The following is a 20,990-nucleotide window of genomic DNA, read 5'->3' as shown; positions in this document are numbered from 1 at the left end:
GAATTATAGTACTTACTTTGATGTTTCTCACTGAACTGCGAGGGAAACATGACATCGATGGCGCTGTGTTTCTCGTCTATTCACCTCCTCAGAGCTTCTGCTGGTTTCGGCTCCGACAGTTCCATCACTCTCTCGTGCTGCCGTTTACTCTTTTTCGGGGCGGGGATCAGTAAACAACTCCGCAGCCCCCGATAGCCCCGACAGCGCGTCCGCAGCCAGCACCGCCGCCCCGCCGGTCCACGTCGGCCGGTCGCCCGGCCAGAACTCCTCGTCTTCGAACTGATACCCCGTCCAGAAGACGCCCTCGTCGTCGGTCCACTGGAAACACCACTCGTAAATCTCGCGCGCGCGCTCTCTCTTGCCGGCCGCCGCCAGCGACATCACCAGTTCGCACGACTCCGCGACGGTCACCCACGGCTCGTCCGCCACGCACCGACAGCCCAGGCCACCCTCGAGAAACCGCTCCAGCCCCGCCTCGAGCCGCTGGCGCGCCGCGTCGCCGGTCACCACGCCACAGAGGACGGGATAGAACCAGTCCATCGCATAGCGGGACTTGCTCTCCCACGTCCGATCGAAGCGGTCCGGCCGCGACCGGATCGCCTCCCCGAGGGCGGCCCGGGCCTCGAGCCAGCGCTCGCGCGCGTCGGGAGACCCGAGGACGCCCGCGATCGCCGCGCCACAGGCCAGACTCTTGTACAGCGAGGCACAGCCGGCGACCAGCGCGTCCTCGTAGGCCTCGCCGTCCGGGCCAACGGTCCAGTAAATCTCGCCGGTCGACGCCTGCTGGCGGCAGGCGAAGGCGAGGGCATCCCGGACGGTCGGCCAGAGGGCGGCGAGAAAGTCCCGATCACCGGTACAGCGATAGTGATGCCACGCGCCGACGGCGACGTAGGCGCTGCGGTGGGTCTCCTTGCGGGGTTCATCGCCGGCGTGGGCACCCTCGTCCGCCTCGGCTTCGCCGTAGGTCGCCCACAGCGCCCCGTCGTCGTGCTGGGCGTCGGCCACCCAGCGATACGCGCGACGGGCCGCCTCGTGGCGACCGGCAGCGGACAGCCCCATCGCACTCTCGACGTGATCCCAGGGGTCGGCCGGCCCGTCGGGATACCAGGGGATGAGCCCGTCCGCACGCTGGACGCGCTCGATGTAGTCGACCGCGGGCTCGAGCCCCCACTCGGACAGCGTCCGCCCCGACGACACGTTGCTCACGGTCCTGCCTCCAACTCGAAGTAGTAGACGACGCTCTTGCCCACGACGGGATCGAGCGCCCGCTCGAGCAGCCGGACGGGCCGGGGCGACTCCAGAACGTCCCACTCCAAAAAGCGCTCGTAGGCCCGCAGGGGCAGCGGCGGGGCACCCCGCTCGTCGCGGTCCCACCAGAGACACTTCAGCCACCAGTACGGCGCGTGCAAGGCGTGGGCGAAGTGGCCGTCGATCCGCCGGAAGCCGCGGCGCTCGACGTCGGCCTGTAACGCCTCGCGATCGAAGATCCGGACGTGTCCCCCCTCGACCTCGTGGTACTCGTCGGACAGCGCCCAGCAAACCCGCTCCGGGCCCGCCCGCGGCACGCTCACCGCGAGGGTCCCGCCCGGCGCACAGACCCGACGGAGTTCGTCCAGCGCCGCCTCGTAATCGGGGATGTGCTCGAGCACCTCGGTACAGCAGACGACATCGAATGCGCCGTCCTCGAACGGGAGCCTGAGCGCGTCCCCCGACAGGAACGTCACCGGCACGTCCGTCTCGTCGGCGACGTACGTCTCGTAGTCCTCGCGGGCCGTCGTCAGGGACGCCCGCTCGAGGTCCAGTCCGACGACTTCCGCGACGTTCTCGAGGGCGGCGGCGTGGACGTGTCGCCCCTCGCCACAGCCGACGTCGAGGACGCGTTTGCCCGGCGTCAGCGGCAGCCGGTCGAAATCGATCGTCTCCATGTCAGTGGCCCTGTGATTGCGTCTCGATGGCGTCGCGATACGTCCGAACCGTCTCGCGGGCGGCCCGCTCCCAATCGAACTCCGTGACGATGCGCTCCCGTCCCCGGTCGCCGAGTCGCCGCCGGCGCTCGCCGTCCGTGAGCAGGTCCCGGATCGCGTCGGCCAGCGCGTCGGCGTCGCCCGGATCGACGAGGACGCCGGCGTCGCCGACCACCTCGGGAAGTCCCCCGCCGGTGGTCGCGACGACCGGGACGCCACAGGCCAGCGCCTCGCCCGCCGGCAGCCCGAACCCCTCGTAGATCGATGGGACGACCGCGATGTCGGCCGTTCCGTAGAGCTCGACCATCCGCTCGTAACTGATCTCGCTGTGGGTCTCGATCGCGTCCGCGATCCCTAGGTCCGAGACCAGCCGGTCGCAGTCGCCGCCCTCGTTGAACTCGCCGACGACGACGAGTTCGGCGTCGATCTCCTCGCGAACGGCCGCGAACGCCTCGAGCAGGTACCGGGCTCCTTTCAGCGGCACGTCGGCGCTGACGGTCGTCATCACGCGCGGGCGATCGCGGCTGCGATCGATGGGTTCGAACAGGTCGGTATCGATGCCGTTGTGGACGACGCGGATCGACTCCGGATCGGCTCCGAAGTCGGTGACGGTGCGATGCTTGGCGGATTCGGAAACGGTCAGTACGTGTGGCAGGTCCTGGACGACCTCGCGTTGCATCCGGAGGAACCGATACCAGCGCCGGATCAACAGCCGCTCTCCCCAACTGTCGGCCGCCTCGAGCGCGGCGTCGCGGTCGACGGTGATCGGGTGGTGGACGGTCGCCACGACGGGGTGTCCCCGTTCGCGGAGGGTACACAGCCCGTGACAGAGCGACTGGTTGTCGTGGACGATGTCGTAGCCGGGCTGGTGGGTCTCGAAATAGTCGATCACGCGGCGGCCGAACGCGTACGGGTCCGGAAAGCCGCCGGTGAGCGCGCTCAGCCACTCGTACAGGGCCAGCGGGTCGCGTAGATAGGACGGCTCGAACTGGCCCATCCGGTCGAGTTCGTCGACGATGTTCTCGCCCGGCAGTTTCACCAGCCCGACGTCGTCGTCGAGGTCGGGGTACGGTTTCCCCGAGATGACATCGACGGAGTGGCCGAGGGCGGTCAGCGCCCGACTCAGGTACTTGACGTAGACGCCCTGGCCGCCCGAATACGGGTTCGATCGATAGCTCAACAGACAAACGTCGAGGGGTCCGTCGGCGAGCCGCCCCCCACCGGGCGACGGCTCCGACTCCGCCGTCGCTCCCGCGGCAGTCGATCCCGCCGACGCCGACGACGCAATCGTACTCCCCCGGAGCAGCCGTCTCAGCGTACCCATGACCATCGCAGTCTATCCTGCATGTGTGGGCACTCCCTCATAAACCTCCCGCTCGTGTACTGTTTCCGGACAGTGTACGGTCGCGAGGGGAGACCCTGCTCGAAGGCAGCGGACGGCCTGAAACAGACGGTTCCGAGTTCGAACGGCCCGGTTCGTCTGGCGTCGTCTCCGACGGAAGCGATACTCGCGACGAGGCGTTCGGAGACGTGCCACGCGGCTGAGTAGTTCAGTCGTCGCTCTACCGAACGTCCCGACGCATCGCGATCTCGAACCACGGGCAGAGTCGCAGCTGTCGGTACCACGCCGGGTTCGAGTGGAGGCGCTCGTAGGGGACCCACAGCAGGCCGGCGACCTCCTCCTCGTTGGGATCGAGGCTGCGGTCGGTCAGCGTTAGCTGCAGGACGGCACAGACCTCGTGTTCGACGCCCGCGTTCTCGAAGTAGCGCTTGTACTCGAAGCGGTCGGTCAGTTCCAGGTCGTCGTACTGATCGGGGGTGATCCCCAACTCCTCCTCGAGTCGCTTTCGGGTCGCCTCCTTCTGGCTCTGGCCCTCGACGGGGTGGGAGGCGACGGTGCCGTCCCAGTAGGTCCCCCAGAGGCGCTTGTCCGGCGCGCGCTGGGCGAGCAGGACGTTCCCCTCGCCGTCGAAGACCAGCGACGTGAAGGCCCGATGCCGAATGCCATCGCCCGTGTGGGCGTCGAGTCGGTTGACCAGTTCGAGTTCGGTGTCGTCGGCATCGACGGCGATGACGTCTTGCCCCGCGTTCTCGTGTTCGAGGTCCTCCTCCGGCGTGCTCATACCCGCACAATTACGGCGACTCTTGAAACCAGTATCGTCTCGTCGCGGCCGTTTCGAATCGATAGGGAGGGTGAGCTACTGGTTCGCGGGCGTTCCGATGGGCCATCGCTCCTCGTCGTCGGGGTCGGGTCGGTAACCGTCGCCGACGGGGAGCGTGAGCGCCCCGGGGTCCGTTTCGATCCGAACGGTCTCGGTCTCGAGGATCTCGCCGTCGAGGCTGTACTCGATCGAGTCCGCCCGACTGTCGATCGCCAGCGAAGGCGTTCGCCGGCGGACGATGTGGGTGCTGTCCTGTCCGAACAGTCCTTCGAGGGCCGCACCCCCGAGCAGGTCGGTCGTCGCGGCGTCCTCGACGATCGTCACCTCGAGCAGGCCGTCCTCGACGTTCGCCTGTGCCGTTCGCACGCCGGTGAACCGTCGGCAGTTCCCGATGAGGACGAACAGGGCCTCGCCCTCCCAGGACTGGGCCGTCTCGCCGTTCGGGCCCGCGGCCGTCTCCACCCGGAGGGGAAGCGAGTCGAATTCGCCGACCCTCTCGATGGTGTTTTTGACGTACGCGAGCACGCCGAGGTCCGCCTTGCTCTCCGTTGTCGTATCGCTGCTCGCCTCGGCGGTGATCCCGCCGACACAGGAGTTGACGAAGCGCCGGTCGTTCGCCGTCGCGACATCGATCTCCCGCCGTCGGCCGTCCTCGATCACGGTAAACGCATGCTCGAGGCCTCGAATGCCGACGTTGGTCGCGAAGTTGTTGCCCGTTCCCGCGGGGACGACGGCGACGGTCGTCGTCTCGAGGGCGTCCGCGGCGGCGACGCCGTTGACGACGGCGTTGAGCGTGCCGTCGCCCCCGGCCGCGGCGACGAGGGCGGCCTCGGGTGCGGCCTCGCGGGCGAACCGCGTCGCGTCGCCACCCTGCTCGGTCCGTCGAATCTCGAACCCGTGGTCGGCCGCGAGTTCGACGACGTCATCGACGTGGTCGCCGCTCCCGCTGACTGGGTTGAGAACGAGCACGCGGTCGCTCGTCTCGCCGGGTGTCATACTGCCGTCCATGCCGGCCGCACGCAAAAGGATCTGCCCGGCGTTTGCTCTCCCATGTACGCGGTCGACCTCCACGCACACACGCGGTTCTTCCACGGTCGGCGATCGCTCGGCGATCGGTATGACCCGCTCGGCGTCCGCCTGCTGGCCGAGGTGGCTCGGCGGCGCGGCCTCGACGGCGTCGCGACGACCAACCACGACTACTACACGGCGTTCGACCCCTCGCCCGCCGTCGTGACGCTGCCGGGCATCGAGATCACGACCGACTGCGGGCACATCCTCGTCGTCGGCTCCGATCCACCACGGGGGACGAAACCCGGCGCGCTCTCGCCCGCGGAGGCCGTCGCGCTGGCCCACGACCGCGATTGTGCCGCCATCGTCGCCCACCCCTTCCGAAACAGCACGGTGCGGGAACTCGAGGATATCCCCTTCGACGCGATCGAAGTCAACGGCAAACACCCGCGTTCGCAGCCGCTGGTCGAGCAGTTGGCCGACGAACGGGACCTCCCGCTGGTCGGCGGCAGCGACGCGCACTATCCCTTCGAGGTGGGGCGAGCCTACACCGTCGTCGAGGCCGACCGGCTGACGCCAGCGTCGGTCGTCGATGCCATCCGCGAGGGGCACGTCAGCGCGCGCGTCTCTCAGTCGGGGTTCGACCGCCTGCTCCGCCGGGGCTACCGGGCGATCCACGAGCACAAGCACGTGATCGACGCGATCGACCGGTCGACTCCCGGCGTGGGAACCCCGCCGGGCGAGGAAGAGACCGCCGACCGGTAGGGGGCCGCCGTCGCGGCCGACCGTCCATCCGTCGGAGATGGCCCACGAGAGTCGGTCGCTGACGGGCACTCGAACGAAAACGTACACGGCGATACCACTCCTGTTGTGAGGCGGACGTTCGGTGTCGATCGTCAGCCGAGTTCCTCGTCCAGAATCAGCCGCGTTTTCGTACTCACGACCTCCTCCTGATCGCGAGCTTTCGTAATGAGATCGTTGACCCCGCGCGTGTCCGCGGCGTCGACCACGAGCACGATGTCTTGCTCGCCGGAGACCATCCAGACGAAATCGACCTCGTCCCATTCGGCCATCCGCTCGGAGACGCCTTTGGTATCGACGTCGACCGCGACGCTGATCTCGAGCATCGCCTGGACGTTGCCGGTCCGGGTCGAAATCGTGAAGCGTTCGATCACGTCGTCGTCCATCATACGCTCGACGCGGTTGCGGACGGTGCCCTCGCTCGTGCCGACCTCGTCGGCGATTTCGGTGTACGGCGTGCGACTGTCCCGCCGGAGTATATCGAGGATCTGTCGGTCCAGGTCGTCCATGGAGATGCGTACCTACGTGTGACCTGCACTTACCGATTACGAAAATCGTAACTGAGCTTCGAAGACAACACTTATGATGGTCCATCCGATACGTAGATCGTAATGACGGAAGCCTACGTCGCACTGGAAGGCGGCCACGTGCTCGAGGGGCGTGGTCGTTCCGACGGGACGGCCCGCGGCGAAATCGTGTTCACGACAGCGTACACCGGCTACGAGGAGAGCCTGACCGATCCCTCCTACGAGGAACAGATTCTCACGTTCTCCTACCCGCTGATCGGCAACTACGGCGTCCGCGAGGAGCGGTTCGAGGACGACCGCATCCATCCGCGCGCCGCGATCGCCAAGGAGCTCACCGACGAGATCGTCGACTGGTTCGAACGCGAGGGGATTCCGGCGGTCGACCACCTCGACACCCGCGACATCGTCACGGACATCCGCGACGGCGGCGCGATGAAATGCGGCATCGCCGTCGGCGATGACGTCACCGAAGCGGACGCCCTCGAGCAACTCGAGGCCTGTACGGCCATGAGCGACCACACCGACATCGGCGCGCAGGTCAGCGTCGACGAGCCGGTCGTCCACGGCGCGGACAACGACGGCGAGACGGTCGCCCTGATCGACTGCGGCGCGAAGGGATCGATCGTCGACTCGCTGCTCGCACGCGATGCGACCGTCCACGTGTTTCCCTACGACGCGGCCGTCGAGACCGTCGAGGCCGTCGACCCCGACCTCCTCTTCATCTCGAACGGCCCCGGCGATCCGGTCAACTTCGAGGGGGCGATCGCCCTCGTCGAGGCGTTCGTCGAGGACACGCCCGTCGCCGGCATCTGTCTCGGGCAGCAGATCGTCGCCGAGGCGCTCGGCGGCTCGACCGAGAAGATGACCTTCGGCCACCGCGGTGTCAACCAGCCCGTCCTCGACCTCGAGTCCGGGCAGGTCGTCATGACGACCCAGAATCACGGCTACACCGTCGCCGACCCGGGCGACCACCTCGAGATCACCCAGATCAACGTCAACGACGACACGCCCGAGGGAATCGACGGCATCGAGTACGACGTGCTCACCCGCCAGTACCACCCCGAGGCCAACCCCGGCCCGGAGGACACCCTCGACTTCTTCGACGACGTACTCGCCATGGCTTCCGGGCGAGCGGACACGCGAGCGGTTCCGGCCGACGACTGATTGGCGGGCTCTGACGGTGCTGACCGCTGTTTTCACCGGTTTGCTGCAACCGATCGAGAGAGCCGCCGTTTCGATCTCGAGACGGAACGCGAAATCGGTCACGCATTCGTGAGAACAGTAAACGGCCCTCCGCCACCGGCGACCCGTCGTCGGCTCGAGTCGAGCCACCGATTCGACGGTCCAACGGCCTCCTCGAGACGGTGTGATCGTCGCTCGAAGTCGGCGGTCCGAAGTCTTCGTCTCGGTCTCAGCAGTCCCCGGTGTCGACGCCGCCGTCGGTCAGTTCCACGAGGCCATCCTCCGTGAACTCGATGTCGGGACGTTCCTCGTACGCGTCAATCACCAAACCGATCGTGGTTCTGCAGCCCGAGTGTCTGGCCGCCGCCGAGGGCAAACCCCATGTCCGCGTACTGGGGGAAGGCGACGAAGGCGTCCTCGGGGATGCCGTCGAACTCGACCTCGCCCATCGGGCCCATCGAGACGGTATACGAGCCGGTTCCTATCTCCGACGTGTCGCTCCCGCTGATACAGCCCGCGAGCGCTCGATGTGGTTCGCGGCGTCGCTCGTCCCGTCGCCTCACGTGGCGAACTCGTAGGTTACCGTCACGCTGGCACTGACGGTAACGGGGTCCGCGTTGATCTCCGTCGCCGGCGCTGCGTCGTCCGCCGAGTCTTCGGCGGACATGTTATCGTATCGAACCGTATCGATCCGGACGTCACCGGTCGTGACGGATGTCGTTCCCGTGAGTTCGACCTCGCGGTTGTCCGCGATGTGTCGCGCCTCCTCGTCGGCGTTGGCCAACGCGGCGTCGATCGCGTCCTTTCGGAGTGCGGACTTGGACGTTTCCTGGAGCGTGAAGTTCACTCGATCGATATTGTTGGCACCGGCTTCAACCGACGCGTCGATGACTTCGCCGACACGGCCGGTATCGGTGAGCATCACCTCGAACGAGTGGTCCCCCTCGAACCCGTCGGTCTCGCCGTCACGGGTGTGTTTTGGATGGACCCGGTACCGACCCTCTTCGATGTTCTCCTCGGGAATGCCGAGGTCGTCGAACGCGGTGCGAAGCTGTTCGGCACCGCTCGAGAGCTCGTTGGTCACTTCGTTGGCGGTGTCGCCGGTTGCTTCGACGCCGATGTCGACGATCGCCTTATCAGGCTCCGCCTCGACTTCGCCGCTGGCGCTGACCGTGATTTCGCCGTCGTCGCCGTCCCCATCCGCTTCCGACCCAGGGTCCGTCGAATCGGTCTCGGTACTACTGAGCGGACTGCCCATACAGCCCGCGACCGTCGCCGCGACTCCGACGCTCGATGCCGTTAGGAACTGTCTTCGGTCCATAGGTGACCGATACGAAAAGGGATGAAAAAAACCCATCCCAAGCTCAAACGGATCTTTGAGCCTCGAGTGCTCGAGCGGTGAAGACGGTCGGGAACCCGAGTCGCGTCGTCGGGACGCATGCTCGATCCGATGGCCGTCCCCCTCGAATCGACCGCTGAACCGTCGGGGCCGTATTCGACCGGTCGGAGCGGCGAGCGCACGGACCGGTCCGCGCGGCGACGGCGAACCGTTCGGTCCACCTGACTCTCTTCGGGTCGGAACTCAAGGAATATCCAAGTGGCTCGAGGACGTAACACATGGTGATGGAGCTCTGGGGCTGGCTCATCGGCTATGTCGTACTATTCGCCCTCTTACATCTGTTACTGTACTACCTGTACGTCCGCCGTGACGACGGGGACGGCGAGCGCACGCCGTCGCTCGCCGATCCGAATCGCGCGAGCATGCGGTCCTCGGCCGGTCCGGATCGGTTCCCTCGCGCGGCCGATGACATCGGCGACGCCGACCAGGTTGACGAGGACCGCGAACCCGATTTCGACGGGGAGACGATCCGCTGTCCCCACTGTGGCGCGCGAAACGAGGCCGACCAGACGTTTACTTACTGCTGGAACTGCATCTCCGGATTGCGGCAGTGACCCCGCTCGAGCGGCCGGCGATCGGGGGAGACCAGGGTCCGTCCGGTTTTGCGTGAACTGACGTGATGCACCCTCTCGTGCTGTCCCGTTCATGCCACGCTGAATTTCTCCATGGATGATCAGTACATGGGCCCTGATCGACTGGTTCTGCCAGTAATGAACGATTAGACTTTTGGTCTTCAAACAGAGAGGGGAACGCGACGCATAGGTATGAACGGATACGCACCCGCCGCCTCGCACTCCCGCTCTCCATCCCTGTATCGCGCCACGCACGACCCGAACGGGTCGGCGACGCTCAGTACGACCGTCGTCCACGCGCTGGCCGACTGTCTGGGCGTCGACGCGACCGACAGCCGTCTCTCGCTGTACGATGCCGTCGATCCGGACGCCCTGAACGAACTCTTCCGACCGCGCCACGACGGCACGCCGCGAGCCGGCGGCACGCTCACCGTCGTCGTTGAGGGACACCACGTCACGATCAAGGGCACGGGCGAGATCCTGATCGAACCGCCCGCCCGGCGCTAACTACCGGTCGGGGTCCGCTATCGCGCGAGCGCGTTCGTCGCCGGTCGGAACGCGCCGGCCGGACGCCGACAGCGCCGTCGCGAGTCGCTCGAGGTGATCGACGCCGACGACGGCGACGACATCGCCAGGCTCCGACCGGAGGTCCGCGAGCCGCTCGATCATGCAGCGTTCGCGCGTGTCGTCCCGGTAGGCTAACGCGGAGCCGTCGGTCTCGATGCTACCGAGCAGCGCCTGCACGCCGGCGACGTGGGAGCGCTCGTGGGCGGCCTGCTGCTCCGGCGAGTCGGCCGGCTCGCAGTCGTACTCGACCCGGTCACCCGGGACGACAGTCATCGATGTCGCGTGGGTCAGCGTCGCGGCGACCCGACAGGTCACCGCCTCGCGGGTCGCGCCGCCGACGCTCGAGAGGACGCGCCGGACCGTCGCGGGAGAGACGCGGTCGGCGACCAGTCGGCCCACGAGCCGCCGGAGGAACGAGAGGTTCGGTGCGTCGATACCGACCGGATCGGCGTCGGGGGCGGCCCTGATCGCCGCGCTCATCTCGCCGCCGAACCGCGGCGGTGCCGACTCGGCGTCGCGATCGCGAGCGTACGCGCGATACAGCGGCACCGCGATAGGCGGCAGTTCCAGCGCGACCGTCTCCGGGTCGACGCGCTCGAGGACGCGTTCGACGCGTGCGATACTCGCGGGATGGTCGTGGACGACGCCGATGAGAATCAGGTCGCCGGCAGTGCCGGAGAGACGGCGACAGAACTGGGCGGTGATCCGCGGGTCGTCGAACGATTCGGGAACGGACCGGGGCTCGTCCATTGCTCGAGTGGTAATACGTGACTACCGGGATAACCCTTCCGTTGTGTTGACTCGGGATCGAGTTAGACTTTGGATGGGTGGTCGGCGTGTGATTGAGAACCGTTACGGTCAGACAAACCACTCGTTATCGTCCCGCCGGGACGATTTTGCCGTCGTCGAGCGAGGCGATGGAGGTGTATCGGAAACCGATATCTCGTCTTCGTATATAAAAGCACCGTCCCGGCATGCGACTGAGAACGAGTGACGGACGAGTACGAACGGCGGAAACTGTGGCAGCGATCGTGCACTACGGTAGTTTTCGCCTCCGAACGGGGCCTCGTCTCCGTTCCCGGACGCGTCCAGGTTCGAAATCTTTATGTAGAATCACAATCAATCAATCGACCGACTATGAGTCAGCGAATGCAGCAGGGCCAGCCGATGATCGTAATGAGCGAGGACTCCCAGCGCGTCAAGGACAAGGACGCGCAGGATTACAACATCAGCGCCGCCCGTGCGGTCGCTGAGGCCGTCCAGTCGACGCTCGGTCCGAAGGGCATGGACAAGATGCTCGTCGACTCCATGGGATCGGTGACGATCACCAACGACGGCGTCACCATCCTCAAGGAGATGGACATCGACAACCCGACGGCCGAGATGATCATCGAGGTCGCTGAAACTCAGGAGGACGAGGCTGGCGACGGCACCACGACGGCCGTCGCGATCGCCGGCGAACTCCTCAAAAACGCCGAGGACCTCCTCGAGCAGGACATTCACCCGACGGCGATCATCAAGGGCTTCCACCTCGCCAGCGAGCAGGCCCGCGAGGAGATCGACGACATCGCGACCGATATCGACACGAGCGACGAGGAACTCCTCCGGAAAACGGCCGAAACCTCGATGACCGGCAAGGGCACCGAGGTCAACAAGGAGCACCTCGCCCAGCTGATCGTCGAGGCCATCCGCCAGGTCACCGTCGAGGACGAGAACGGCGACAACGTCGTCGACCTCGAGTTCCTCAACATCGAGACCCAGACCGGCCGCAGCGCCGGCGAATCCGACCTCCTCGAGGGTGGCATCGTCGACAAGGACCCCGTCCACGACAACATGCCCCGCTCGGCGGAAGACGCCGACATCCTGCTGCTCGACGAGGCCATCGAGGTCGAGGAGACCGACGTCGACACCGAGGTCTCGGTCACCGACCCTGATCAGCTCCAGAAGTTCCTCGACCGCGAGGAGAAACAGCTCCGCGAGAAGGTCGACACGATCGCCGACCTCGGCGCTGACATCGTCTTCTGCCAGAAGGGCATCGACGACCTCGCCCAGCACTACCTCGCCAAGGAGGGCATCCTCGCCGTCCGCCGCGCCAAGAAATCCGACCTCGAGTTCCTCCAGGAGGTCGTCGGCGCGTCGATCGTTTCCGACCTCGAGAGCGCGACCGAGGAAGACCTCGGCTTCGGCGACGTCACTCGCGACGAGGAGGACGAACTGTTCTACGTCGAGGGCGAGGACGCCCACGGCGTCACCCTCCTGCTTCGCGGCTCGACCGACCACGTCGTCGACGAACTCGAACGCGGCGTCAACGACGCGCTCGACGTCGTCGCACAGACCGTCTCCGACGGCCGCGTCCTCGCGGGCGGCGGTGCCATCGAAGTCGAACTCGCCGGTCGCCTGCGCGACTACGCCGACTCCGTCTCCGGCCGCGAGCAGCTGGCCGTCGAGGCCTTCGCCGACTCGCTCGAGCTCGTCCCGCGCGTCCTCGCCGGAAACGCCGGACTGGACTCGATCGACACGCTCGTCGATCTGCGTGCGGCCCACGACGACGGCCAGATCACGGCCGGCCTGAACGTCTTCTCGGGCGATGTCGAGGACACCTTCGAGGCCGGCGTCGTCGAACCGGCCCACGCCAAGGAACAGGCCGTCACCTCCGCTGCCGAAGCGGCCAACCTCGTGCTCAAAATCGACGACATCATCTCCGCCGGTGACCTGTCGACCGACAAGGGCGACGACGAGGAAGGCGGCCCCGGCGGCGCGCCCGGCGGCATGGGCGGCATGGGCGGCGGCATGGGCGGCATGATGTAAGACCGGTTCGGAACGAACGCAGTGAGTGAGAACCGCTGAAAGCGAGTGGGGAACGGAGTGACCCGCGAGCAAAATTCAGTATACAAGCACTCCTCGCTCCCGGGCTCACGGCTAACGCCGTTCGCCATCCCGCGGCGCTTCGCGCCGCGCCTTGGTCGCTCGTCGGCCCGAACGCGAAGCGTTCGGTGAACGGCATCGTTCGGGTTCTTCGAACCGCTCACTCGCCGATATTTGCTCGAGTACTCAGGTAGCGCTCTCAACAATCAACACAGCGTCGCCACTGCTCGAGGTGGTGTCCCGTCAGAAAGGGGGCGTCGATTACTCGTCCTCGACCTCGAGTTCGAACTGCTCGTTCTCGCTGACGGCGTTGAGAACGACGCTCGTGTTCGAGGCCTTGATATCGGGGTCGGTCAGCAGCTGTTTGATCTGGTCGTTCATGCCGTCGGTGTCTTCGAACTTGCCGATGGCGATCACGTCGTAGTCGCCGGTGACCTCGTAAACGCTGGTCATCTGCTGGTGATCGCGCAGCGTGTCGGTAACGTCGGGCAGGGCGTTGCCCTCGACTTGGAGCTGGATCACGGCGGTCACGTCGTAGCCGACCGCATCGTAATCGACTTTCGGCGTATAGCCCTTGATCACGCCCTCATCCTCGAGATCGGAGAGGTGGTTCGAGACGGTCGTCACGGAAACGTCGAGTTCTTCGGCGAGACTCCGCAGACTCGCACGGCCGTCGCCCAGAAGTGCATTCACTAGTTTCGCATCGAGATTTTCGTACGTCATCACATCTAGCCTCGCACTGTGTCCTTTAGAAATTTACGAATATGCAGTTTGCGGGGGGAGAGAGAAGATTTGCACGGAACAGTAGGGTTTTAGTAGCAGAGTTACGAGAATAGGGCGACGAGAAAAATGACAAGCGGCAACCTTACTGACACCGAACAGGAAGTATTAGACGAGATCGAGGAGCAGGACGTCGACTTCCTCCGACTGCAGTTTACCGATATTCTGGGAACGGTCAAGAACGTCTCCGTGCCGGCCAGACAGGCCGAGAAGGCCTTCACTGAGGGCATCTATTTCGACGGCTCCTCGATCGAGGGCTTCGTTCGTATTCAGGAGTCGGATATGCGCCTCAAGCCCGATCCCGACACCTTTGCCGTGCTCCCGTGGCGGCAGAAGGAGGAAAGCGCTGCCGCCCGAATGATCTGTGACGTCTACGATACCTCGACCGACGAGCCCTTCGAGGGCGATCCGCGCCGCGTGCTCAAGAACGCCCTCGAGCGCGCCGAAGAGATGGGGTACAAGGTCAACGCCGCCCCAGAGCCGGAGTTCTTCCTGTTCGAGGAAGACGAGGACGGCCGCGCCACGACCAAGACGAACGACGCCGGCGGCTACTTCGATCTTGCGCCGAAAGATCTCGCGAGCGACGTTCGCCGGGACATCATCTACGGACTCGAGGAGATGGGCTTCGAGGTCGAGGCTAGTCACCACGAGGTCGCCGAGGGCCAACACGAGATCAACTTCACCTATGACGACGCGCTCTCGACGGCCGACAACGTCGGGACGTTCCGAACGGTCGTCCGCGCCATCGCCGCCCAACACGACCTGCACGCGACGTTCATGCCCAAGCCGATCCCGCGCATCAACGGCTCGGGGATGCATACCCACCTCTCGCTGTTCACCGAGGACGGCGAGAACGCCTTCCACGATGAAGACGACGAGTTCAACCTGAGCGAGGAAGCCCACGCTTTCACCGCCGGCANGAGCACGCGCCGGCGATCACGGCGATCGCGAACCCGACGGTCAACAGCTACAAGCGGCTGGTACCCGGCTACGAGGCACCCGTCTACGTCGCCTGGTCCGATCGCAACCGCTCGGCGCTGATCCGCAAGCCCGCGGCGCGCACGCCCGCGGCGTCACGCGTCGAACTGCGCTCGCCGGACCCGTCCTGTAACCCCTACCTCGCCCTGGCGGTCATGATCCACGCCGGGCTCGAGGGGATCGAAAACGATCTCGAGTGTCCGGACCCGGTCCGGGAGAACATCTACGAGTTCGACGAGCAGAAACGCGAGGAGTACGGCATCGACACGCTGCCGTCGAACCTCGGCGAGGCCGTCGACGCGCTCGAAGCCGACGAAGTCATCTACGACGCGCTGGGCGACCACGTCGCGCCGAAGTTCATCGAAGCCAAACAACAGGAGTTCCAGGACTACCTCGTCGACGTCTCCCAGTGGGAANGACCACGTCGCGCCGAAGTTCATCGAAGCCAAACAACAGGAGTTCCAGGACTACCTCGTCGACGTCTCCCAGTGGGAACTCGACCGCTATCTCGAAACCTTCTGAGGCGGCCGTACTCTCGGCTGTGGGGCCCGTATATTCCGTTTCAGTCCGCGGCCGACAGGGCGTGCTCGAGACGCTCGAGTGCGAGCGGTGCCGACTAGACAGCGCTCGGATGAGATCGAGAGAAATGGCACCGCTGTGTCGACCGGACCACGACCAAGGCACATTCAGGGCCGTGATTCACTGGTCCCGGCGTCGGCGATCCGCTTATGCCAGATACGCCGGACATCAACGCAGTCGAAACCGAGGACGACTACATCCACGTTCGGTTCCGCGCTCCCGATCGGTACGACGAGATCCGGACGCCGGAATGGGCGACACAGCCTGCGGAGTCGGTCTCCGAGGGCAGCGAGGTTCGTACCGGCAAGATCGAAGAGGAAGACGATTGGGAGGTCACCAGCGCTCTGATCGAGACACACGTCGGCGAGGACAAAGCGAAATCGCAGGCCCGCGAGATCGTCGACAAGATCGAGTCCTGAGTGTTGTCGACGGTGCCTTCGACGTGCGCTGGATCGACGCGGTCTTGTGACTCGTCGGCGGACTGTGGCATCCCGCTCAAGCGGTGCGAAAACGGGACGGACGCGGCGCTGCGATCCGACCTAGGCTTGGGCCTGCTCGATCCAGTCCTCGGCCCGGGTCTCCGAGATATCGGCGGCCTCGGCGACGGCTTCGGGACCGGCACGTATGAGGTCGTCGACCGTCGCGATACCGGCCGCCGAGAGCTTGTCGCGGGTCTCGGCGTCGATTCCCGCGACGGACTCGAGGGTGTGCTCCGGATCGGTTTCGATCGCCGTGTGCGACTCGTTGGTCCCCTGTATCGGTATCTCTCGAGTGACCGCCTCGGCCTGTTCCGTGAGTTGCTGCTGGAACTGCTCGATCCCTTCGGCCTGCCGTTCGAGGAGCGCCTCGACGTCGTCGGTCTGGCGCTCCAGTTGCTCCTCGAGTCGGTCCTGTAGCTCCCGGGTTTGGTCGAGTTGATCGTGGAGGTGCCCGGTGAGTTCGTCGACGGTTTCGACCGTCCGGTCCTCGACGGCCTCCGTCATCTCGAGGAGTTGGTCGGTCTGGTCGTCGAGCGCATCGACGAACGCCGCGTCGAGTTCGTCGGTGGCGTCGACGCCCTGCTCGAGGTCACGCTCGAGCATGTCGTAAACCGCCGCGTGAGTCCGTTTCAGCTGCTCGAAGCTCTCGTCGACCGCTTGGTTGGCCTCGGTGGCGTCGTCGCCCGGGAGCATCGCCGCCATCGCGCTGAGGGTGCCGTGGGTCGCCGCCTGCGCAACCTCGAGTTGGTAGCGCTGGAGGGATTCCTGTCCCGTGAGTCCGGTCCCGACCATCGTGTCGACGGTTCGCTGGGCGGTCATGCCCTGCTTGAGCAACTGCTGGCTCTGTTTGACAGCGGTCCGCTGTGCGTCGAACAGCGTTCGAATGGGGGAGTCCGATCGGGCCATGTGTTCGGCTACTGGTCCGACTCGATACAGCATAAGTAACGGGCTTGCAAGCCACTGAACCCCATTAGATGGTGCACACTGGATTCGAGAGCCGCGGATCGCGACGGTTCGATCCGGGCGACTGCCGCTCGAGCGTGACTATCACGGCCATCGTGATCCGGTATTATGCCCGCAGCAGTGGTGTGCCAGCCTATGGTCGACAGCAGACGCTACGAGTTCGAGGGGGATCGACCGACGATCGACGACGCGGCGCGAGTGAGCCGGGAGGCGACCCTCGTCGGCGACGTGGCGGTCGAGGCGGACGCGAGCGTTTGGCCGGGCGTCGTCTGCCGCGGTGACATCGGCCCCGTCCGTATCGGGCGGGAGACACACGTCGGGGACAACGCGACGATTCACGCGTCACGACTCGGCGACGAAGTGATGGTCGGCCACGGGGCCGTTCTCAACGAAACGACCGTCGAGGAACGGTCACTGATCGGATTCAACGCGACGATCAACACCGACGTGACGATCGGCAGCGGAAGCATCGCCGCCGCTGGGACCGTCGTCCCCGACGAGTACGTCATTCCGCCGGAGTCGTTCGTCCGCGGCGTTCCGGCTCGAGTCACGCCGCTCGAGGAAACGGGGATCGACTCGGGAGCGATCCTCGAGGAGTTCTCCGCCGGCGAATACACGAATCTGGCACAGCGTCACGAGGAGTTATTCGAGTGAACGCCCAGCCCGCGAGGGACCATTGCCGACCGGGTGGGAGGACGAGAGCGGAAGCGACGGCGCAGTTCCGCCGCCGGCCGACGCCGGCGAGCACCCCTGCGTTCCGGGGCGGCTTACGGGTTCGACTCGAACTCGAAGATTTCCCGGTAGAGCGTTTCGGCGAGTCGGTCGATGTTCGCCGCCGCCTCGCCGGCGGCCATCGTATCGCTGATCCCCTGCCACTCGACGGACAATCGGGTGATCGGAACCAGTGCAACGCCGCCAATGACGATCTCGCCGTCGGGCGTGTGGACGCGCCATTCGGTCCGCATGCCGTTCGACGATCGGGTGACGGCCTCGATCTCCCCACCGGCCGCGCTCCACCGGGCGACGAGGTCGGCGGTGAGCCGACGGAGCTTCCGTTCGCCGAGCAGGTGACAGGCGACGCCGCCACCCGCCAGTAGCGCGAACGCAGCGACCGCCATCGGCAGGCCGCCGTAGGGGACGTTTATCGCGGCGGCGAGACCGGCCGTCACGACGACCACCCCGAGTACGCGCGCGTCGATCGCGTTCGGCACCGTGCCGTTCCAGACTGCCGACGCGTCCCGGGGCGGCTGCTCGAGTTGCATCTCGACTCCACCTCGCGGTGACGACCGGGTAGCCGTTGGCCTGTCCTACTGGCGGCTTTATACGCTCTCCGGCGGTGCTCGGCTCGAGTGCTGTGTCGGCACTGCGCGCTTTCGCACCTCGGCGCTATCGAGCCGTCACGCCGTAAACGCGCCCGCCACCAGAAGCGGGAACACGAGCGTCGCTTCCGCTTCAACCTGCGTATAATTCGTCCGCTCTTCTTTGATCTTCCCCCACGAGACGGCCTCGTTCGGCGGCGCACCGGACAGTGAGCCGTCGCCCTCCATCCCGGTTGAAATGTAGACGACGTAGTCGGCCCCGCCACGGAAGAGATTCGTCATGATGGCGTGATGCTTCGGGACGCCGCCACCAACGGCGATGAGGCCAGTCGTGTCCGCTAACAGCCCGTCTTCGATCAGGGAATCGTAGTCGTCGAGGATCTCGATCCCGACGTCGGAATCGTACCCCTGACGGTAGTAGTAGAGGAAGTTCCCGACTTCGGCGTCGGTCAACGCCGGACAGTACACCGGCACGTCGTTGTCCGCCGCTTGCTTCAACACCGAATCCTCGTCGTCGAGCGTCTCACCTAGTTCGCGCGCGAACGCCGTCGGCGTCCGGACTTTCTCCTCCGCGAAGAAGTCATCGAAGAAATCGTACAGATACTCCTCGAGCCACACGTATCGATCGGAGGGGACGAAGAGATTTCCGAGTCGGTTGATCCCACGCTCCCGAAGGGCCGCTTCGTCCGCATCCCACTCGCCCATCTTGAACGGTTTCGCCGTCTTGATGACGTCCTCAGTGAGCGAGCCGGACGTCGTGATGAGAACGTCTACGTACCCTTCCCGCACGAGATACGCGACGGTCTCACGAAGCCCGGACGAGATGATGTTCGAGGTACACGTGAGATAGATCGTGGCGTCCTCCTCCTGCATGCGCTCGGCGATATCGATAGCCTCTGCGAGCTGTGTCGCCTGGAAACCCGTCGTGGCGTAGGACTCGAGCAGGTCCCCGAAGTCGAACTCCCCGCGAAAGTCGTAGCCGCGAACGTCCGGGGTACTCAGTTCCTCGTCGCTCCCAGGAACGACGTGATCGTACGAATCATCGTTATCCATATCGCTGCGTAATGCGAGGAAGGGTTTGAAGAACTCGGAATCGATCGTGTGACCCTCGATCCGTCCCGGACCGTGACGGGCAGCAGCTACTATGGCTCAGTGAGTCGTTTTCGGCCGGCAGCGAGCGCACTCGCCAGTCTCGAAACGGACGAGCCCCGTCGTGGTTGGGCCAAACAGGGCTCGCCACTCACTCCTATCCAACCGATCCCCAAGTAGCTTGTGTGATGATCTGAGTGAACGAGATTCGGCGGAGCGAGCGTTTCAAACGGCTGTTCGTGACAGGAAAGTAAGACACGAATCCTTTTCCATCCGCATATCCTACTCTGCGTGTTCGGATATCCGAATTCGTGGTTGGGCCATGACAGAGGATACTACTACCAGAGAGGCGATTAGCCTGTTACAGGACCTCGGGCTACAGGAGTACGAAGCACGCTGCTTTATGGCGTTGAACAAACTTCCGAGCGGCACTGCAAAGGAGATCCACGAAATCTCCGACGTTCCGCGAACCAGGGTGTACGACGCTATTCGCGTTCTCGAGTCCCAGGGACTGGTCGAAGTCCAGCACACGAGTCCCCAGGTGTATCGCGCCGTCAGCATCGACGAGGCGACACAGACGCTTCGACAGAAGTACGACCCCCGGATCGAGACGCTCGAGACGCATCTCAGGAACACGGACGTCCGGGAAGCCGACGAGGACGACCAGGTACAGGAGGTCTGGTCGCTCACCGGTCACGAGGCGATCGAGTCGCGGACGATCGAACTCATCGACGAGGCCGAGTCCGAGATCGCACTCATCGTCGTCGACGAGGACATCCTGTCCGAGTCGCTGTTCGACGGCTTGCAGACGGCGGCGGACCGGGACATCTCGCTCGTTCTGGGCGGCCAGACGGATACAGTCACGGAGACGCTCGGGGACCGCCTCTCCACGACGCACGTGTTCGAGACCGGCCTCGACTGGCTCACTGGCATCGAACGCGACGACGAAGTCGCGATCAGCCGAATCCTGCTCGTCGACCGCGAAACGCTTCTGGTCGGCTCCTACTACCCCAACACCGCCGGGAGCGATGCGAACGAGCAAGCGGTCTTCGCCCGCGGCCTCGAAAACGGGATCGTGGTGTTGCTTCGCCGATTGGTGACGGCGGGCTTACCACAGATCAAGGACCCGGGGGCCTGACGCGACCGCTCGGACGCGGTGTGGCGCAACCGACCGCGCGGTCGATCACTGATACGTCGGCAACCGGTCCGATCGATCAGATCCCTCGACGAACGGCAGTTCTGTCCGCGTCGCAGTCACCTCCGTCCCATCGACTCGGACCGTCAACTCGTCGCTCTCGAGGTCGTAGTCGACGATCGCGAGCGCGATGACGTCGCCGAGCAGCGGGCTCTCGCCGGCGCGGGTCACGGTGCCGACCAACGCGTCGCCGTCGAAGACGGCCGCGCCGGACTCGGGCACGGCCTCGCCGTCGAGGGTGAGCCCGACGAGTCGTCGGCTGGGCTGGCCGCGGTTCTCGACGCGGGACACCACTTCCTGACCGACGTAACAGCCCTTCTCGAAATCCAGCGTGTTTCGGAGGCCGAGTACGTTCGGAAGCGTCCCCTCGAGTTCGGTGTGAAAGAGCGGCGACCCGGCCTCGAGCGCGAGGCTGTCGACGGTCCGATAGCCGAAGGGAGCGGCGTTCAACCCCTGGTTGAGCAGCGTGTCGTGGACGGCCGCGGCGTCGGCGGCGGCACAGATCACTTCGTAGCTCTCCTCGCCGGCTGTCTCTTATACACATCTCTGATGGCGCGAGGG

The 20,990-nt window shown here is 65.4% G+C and carries 20 protein-coding genes and 3 pseudogenes; 9 read left to right on the top strand and 14 right to left on the bottom strand.

All coding sequences use genetic code 11. The annotated features are described in order from the left end of the window. Positions 1 to 144 precede the first annotated feature (144 nt). The 5 genes from C486_RS08700 to C486_RS08680 form a co-directional block, all read right to left on the bottom strand. On the bottom strand, positions 145 to 1,206 hold the full coding sequence (locus C486_RS08700) for a hypothetical protein (protein ID WP_008455258.1): 1,062 nt from the start codon (positions 1,204 to 1,206) through the stop codon (positions 145 to 147). Continuing rightward, on the bottom strand, positions 1,203 to 1,925 hold the full coding sequence (locus tag C486_RS08695) for a class I SAM-dependent methyltransferase (RefSeq protein WP_008455257.1): 723 nt from the start codon (positions 1,923 to 1,925) through the stop codon (positions 1,203 to 1,205). The genes C486_RS08700 and C486_RS08695 overlap by 4 nt, the downstream gene beginning before the upstream one ends. A 1-nt stretch (position 1,926) precedes the next feature. Next, positions 1,927 to 3,294, bottom strand: a complete 1,368-nt coding sequence (locus C486_RS08690) for a glycosyltransferase family 4 protein (protein ID WP_008455255.1) — start codon at positions 3,292 to 3,294, stop codon at positions 1,927 to 1,929. Positions 3,295 to 3,526: 232 nt separating this feature from the next. Then, positions 3,527 to 4,087 carry an NUDIX hydrolase gene (locus C486_RS08685; protein WP_008455253.1) on the bottom strand — a complete coding sequence of 187 codons (561 nt, stop codon included), beginning with the start codon at positions 4,085 to 4,087 and terminating at the stop codon, positions 3,527 to 3,529. 75 nt (positions 4,088 to 4,162) lie between these two features. Next, positions 4,163 to 5,134, bottom strand: a complete 972-nt coding sequence (locus C486_RS08680) for a diacylglycerol/lipid kinase family protein (protein WP_008455247.1) — start codon at positions 5,132 to 5,134, stop codon at positions 4,163 to 4,165. Between the two features lie 42 nt (positions 5,135 to 5,176). Between C486_RS08680 and C486_RS08675 the strand changes: the two genes are divergently transcribed. Beyond that, positions 5,177 to 5,899 carry a PHP domain-containing protein gene (locus C486_RS08675; protein ID WP_008455245.1) on the top strand — a complete coding sequence of 241 codons (723 nt, stop codon included), beginning with the start codon at positions 5,177 to 5,179 and terminating at the stop codon, positions 5,897 to 5,899. A 131-nt stretch (positions 5,900 to 6,030) separates the two neighbouring features. Here C486_RS08675 and C486_RS08670 read toward each other — a convergent pair whose 3' ends face one another. Then, positions 6,031 to 6,444 carry an Lrp/AsnC family transcriptional regulator gene (locus C486_RS08670; protein ID WP_008455243.1) on the bottom strand — a complete coding sequence of 138 codons (414 nt, stop codon included), beginning with the start codon at positions 6,442 to 6,444 and terminating at the stop codon, positions 6,031 to 6,033. Between the two features lie 102 nt (positions 6,445 to 6,546). On the opposite strand from C486_RS08670, the gene carA reads away from it, so the two are divergent. After that, entirely contained in the window at positions 6,547 to 7,626 is a 1,080-nt protein-coding gene (gene carA, locus C486_RS08665) for a glutamine-hydrolyzing carbamoyl-phosphate synthase small subunit (RefSeq protein WP_008455240.1), read from the top strand. A gap of 368 nt (positions 7,627 to 7,994) precedes the next feature. On the opposite strand, the pseudogene C486_RS08660 reads toward carA, so the two are convergent. Both C486_RS08660 and C486_RS08655 read right to left on the bottom strand, forming a co-directional pair. Beyond that, positions 7,995 to 8,153: pseudogene (locus tag C486_RS08660) on the bottom strand (Fe3+ hydroxamate ABC transporter substrate-binding protein); the annotation flags it as partial. 50 nt (positions 8,154 to 8,203) lie between these two features. After that, positions 8,204 to 8,965, bottom strand: a complete 762-nt coding sequence (locus C486_RS08655) for an SIMPL domain-containing protein (RefSeq protein ID WP_008455236.1) — start codon at positions 8,963 to 8,965, stop codon at positions 8,204 to 8,206. A 302-nt stretch (positions 8,966 to 9,267) separates the two neighbouring features. Here C486_RS08655 and C486_RS08650 point away from each other — a divergent pair, with 302 nt between their 5' ends. Both C486_RS08650 and C486_RS08645 read left to right on the top strand, forming a co-directional pair. Next, entirely contained in the window at positions 9,268 to 9,597 is a 330-nt protein-coding gene (locus tag C486_RS08650) for a DUF7577 domain-containing protein (RefSeq protein ID WP_049888294.1), read from the top strand. A 210-nt stretch (positions 9,598 to 9,807) separates the two neighbouring features. Next, positions 9,808 to 10,122, top strand: a complete 315-nt coding sequence (locus C486_RS08645) for a HalOD1 output domain-containing protein (protein WP_008455229.1) — start codon at positions 9,808 to 9,810, stop codon at positions 10,120 to 10,122. Here C486_RS08645 and C486_RS08640 read toward each other — a convergent pair whose 3' ends face one another. Further along, on the bottom strand, positions 10,123 to 10,932 hold the full coding sequence (locus C486_RS08640) for a hypothetical protein (RefSeq protein WP_008455227.1): 810 nt from the start codon (positions 10,930 to 10,932) through the stop codon (positions 10,123 to 10,125). Between the two features lie 387 nt (positions 10,933 to 11,319). Between C486_RS08640 and thsB the strand changes: the two genes are divergently transcribed. Beyond that, positions 11,320 to 12,990, top strand: coding sequence for a thermosome subunit beta (gene thsB / locus C486_RS08635; RefSeq protein WP_049910318.1), 1,671 nt, complete (start codon positions 11,320 to 11,322; stop codon positions 12,988 to 12,990). A 318-nt stretch (positions 12,991 to 13,308) separates the two neighbouring features. Here thsB and lrp read toward each other — a convergent pair whose 3' ends face one another. Then, positions 13,309 to 13,770: an HTH-type transcriptional regulator Lrp gene (lrp, locus tag C486_RS08630; protein WP_008455222.1), complete on the bottom strand. Its 462-nt coding sequence runs from the start codon at positions 13,768 to 13,770 to the stop codon at positions 13,309 to 13,311. Between the two features lie 126 nt (positions 13,771 to 13,896). Between lrp and glnA the strand changes: the two are divergent. Together glnA and C486_RS08620 are read left to right on the top strand one after the other, a co-directional pair. After that, a pseudogene (glnA, locus tag C486_RS08625) lies at positions 13,897 to 15,425 on the top strand (type I glutamate--ammonia ligase). 108 nt (positions 15,426 to 15,533) lie between these two features. Further along, a complete protein-coding gene (locus tag C486_RS08620) occupies positions 15,534 to 15,803 on the top strand; it encodes a hypothetical protein (protein ID WP_008455220.1) in 270 nt (89 codons plus the stop codon). Between the two features lie 120 nt (positions 15,804 to 15,923). On the opposite strand, the gene C486_RS08615 is transcribed toward C486_RS08620, so the two are convergent. Continuing rightward, complete coding sequence (locus C486_RS08615) at positions 15,924 to 16,769, bottom strand: helix-hairpin-helix domain-containing protein (RefSeq protein ID WP_008455219.1); 846 nt, start codon at positions 16,767 to 16,769, stop codon at positions 15,924 to 15,926. Positions 16,770 to 16,961: 192 nt separating this feature from the next. On the opposite strand from C486_RS08615, the gene C486_RS08610 reads away from it, so the two are divergent. Beyond that, positions 16,962 to 17,480 (top strand): gamma carbonic anhydrase family protein, encoded by a 519-nt coding sequence (locus tag C486_RS08610; protein ID WP_008455216.1) that lies wholly within the window; start codon positions 16,962 to 16,964, stop codon positions 17,478 to 17,480. 113 nt (positions 17,481 to 17,593) lie between these two features. Here the strand turns inward: C486_RS08610 and C486_RS08605 are convergent, their stop codons facing one another. Next, positions 17,594 to 18,088, bottom strand: coding sequence for a hypothetical protein (locus C486_RS08605; RefSeq protein ID WP_008455215.1), 495 nt, complete (start codon positions 18,086 to 18,088; stop codon positions 17,594 to 17,596). A 135-nt stretch (positions 18,089 to 18,223) separates the two neighbouring features. Next, the gene (locus C486_RS08600; protein WP_008455213.1) at positions 18,224 to 19,198 is read right to left on the bottom strand and encodes a deoxyhypusine synthase; all 975 of its coding nucleotides are present in this window, start codon (positions 19,196 to 19,198) and stop codon (positions 18,224 to 18,226) included. A gap of 358 nt (positions 19,199 to 19,556) precedes the next feature. Here C486_RS08600 and C486_RS08595 point away from each other — a divergent pair, with 358 nt between their 5' ends. Next, a complete protein-coding gene (locus tag C486_RS08595) occupies positions 19,557 to 20,372 on the top strand; it encodes a TrmB family transcriptional regulator (RefSeq protein ID WP_049910317.1) in 816 nt (271 codons plus the stop codon). A gap of 45 nt (positions 20,373 to 20,417) precedes the next feature. On the opposite strand, the pseudogene ygfZ reads toward C486_RS08595, so the two are convergent. After that, positions 20,418 to 20,954, bottom strand: a pseudogene (gene ygfZ / locus C486_RS08590) (CAF17-like 4Fe-4S cluster assembly/insertion protein YgfZ); the annotation flags it as partial. Positions 20,955 to 20,990 lie beyond the last annotated feature (36 nt).

The organism is Natrinema gari JCM 14663 (assembly GCF_000337175.1).
Lineage (GTDB): Archaea > Halobacteriota > Halobacteria > Halobacteriales > Natrialbaceae > Natrinema > Natrinema gari.
The sequence above is the reverse complement of the archived record's forward strand: the minus strand, read 5'-3'. Positions and strand labels throughout refer to the sequence as shown.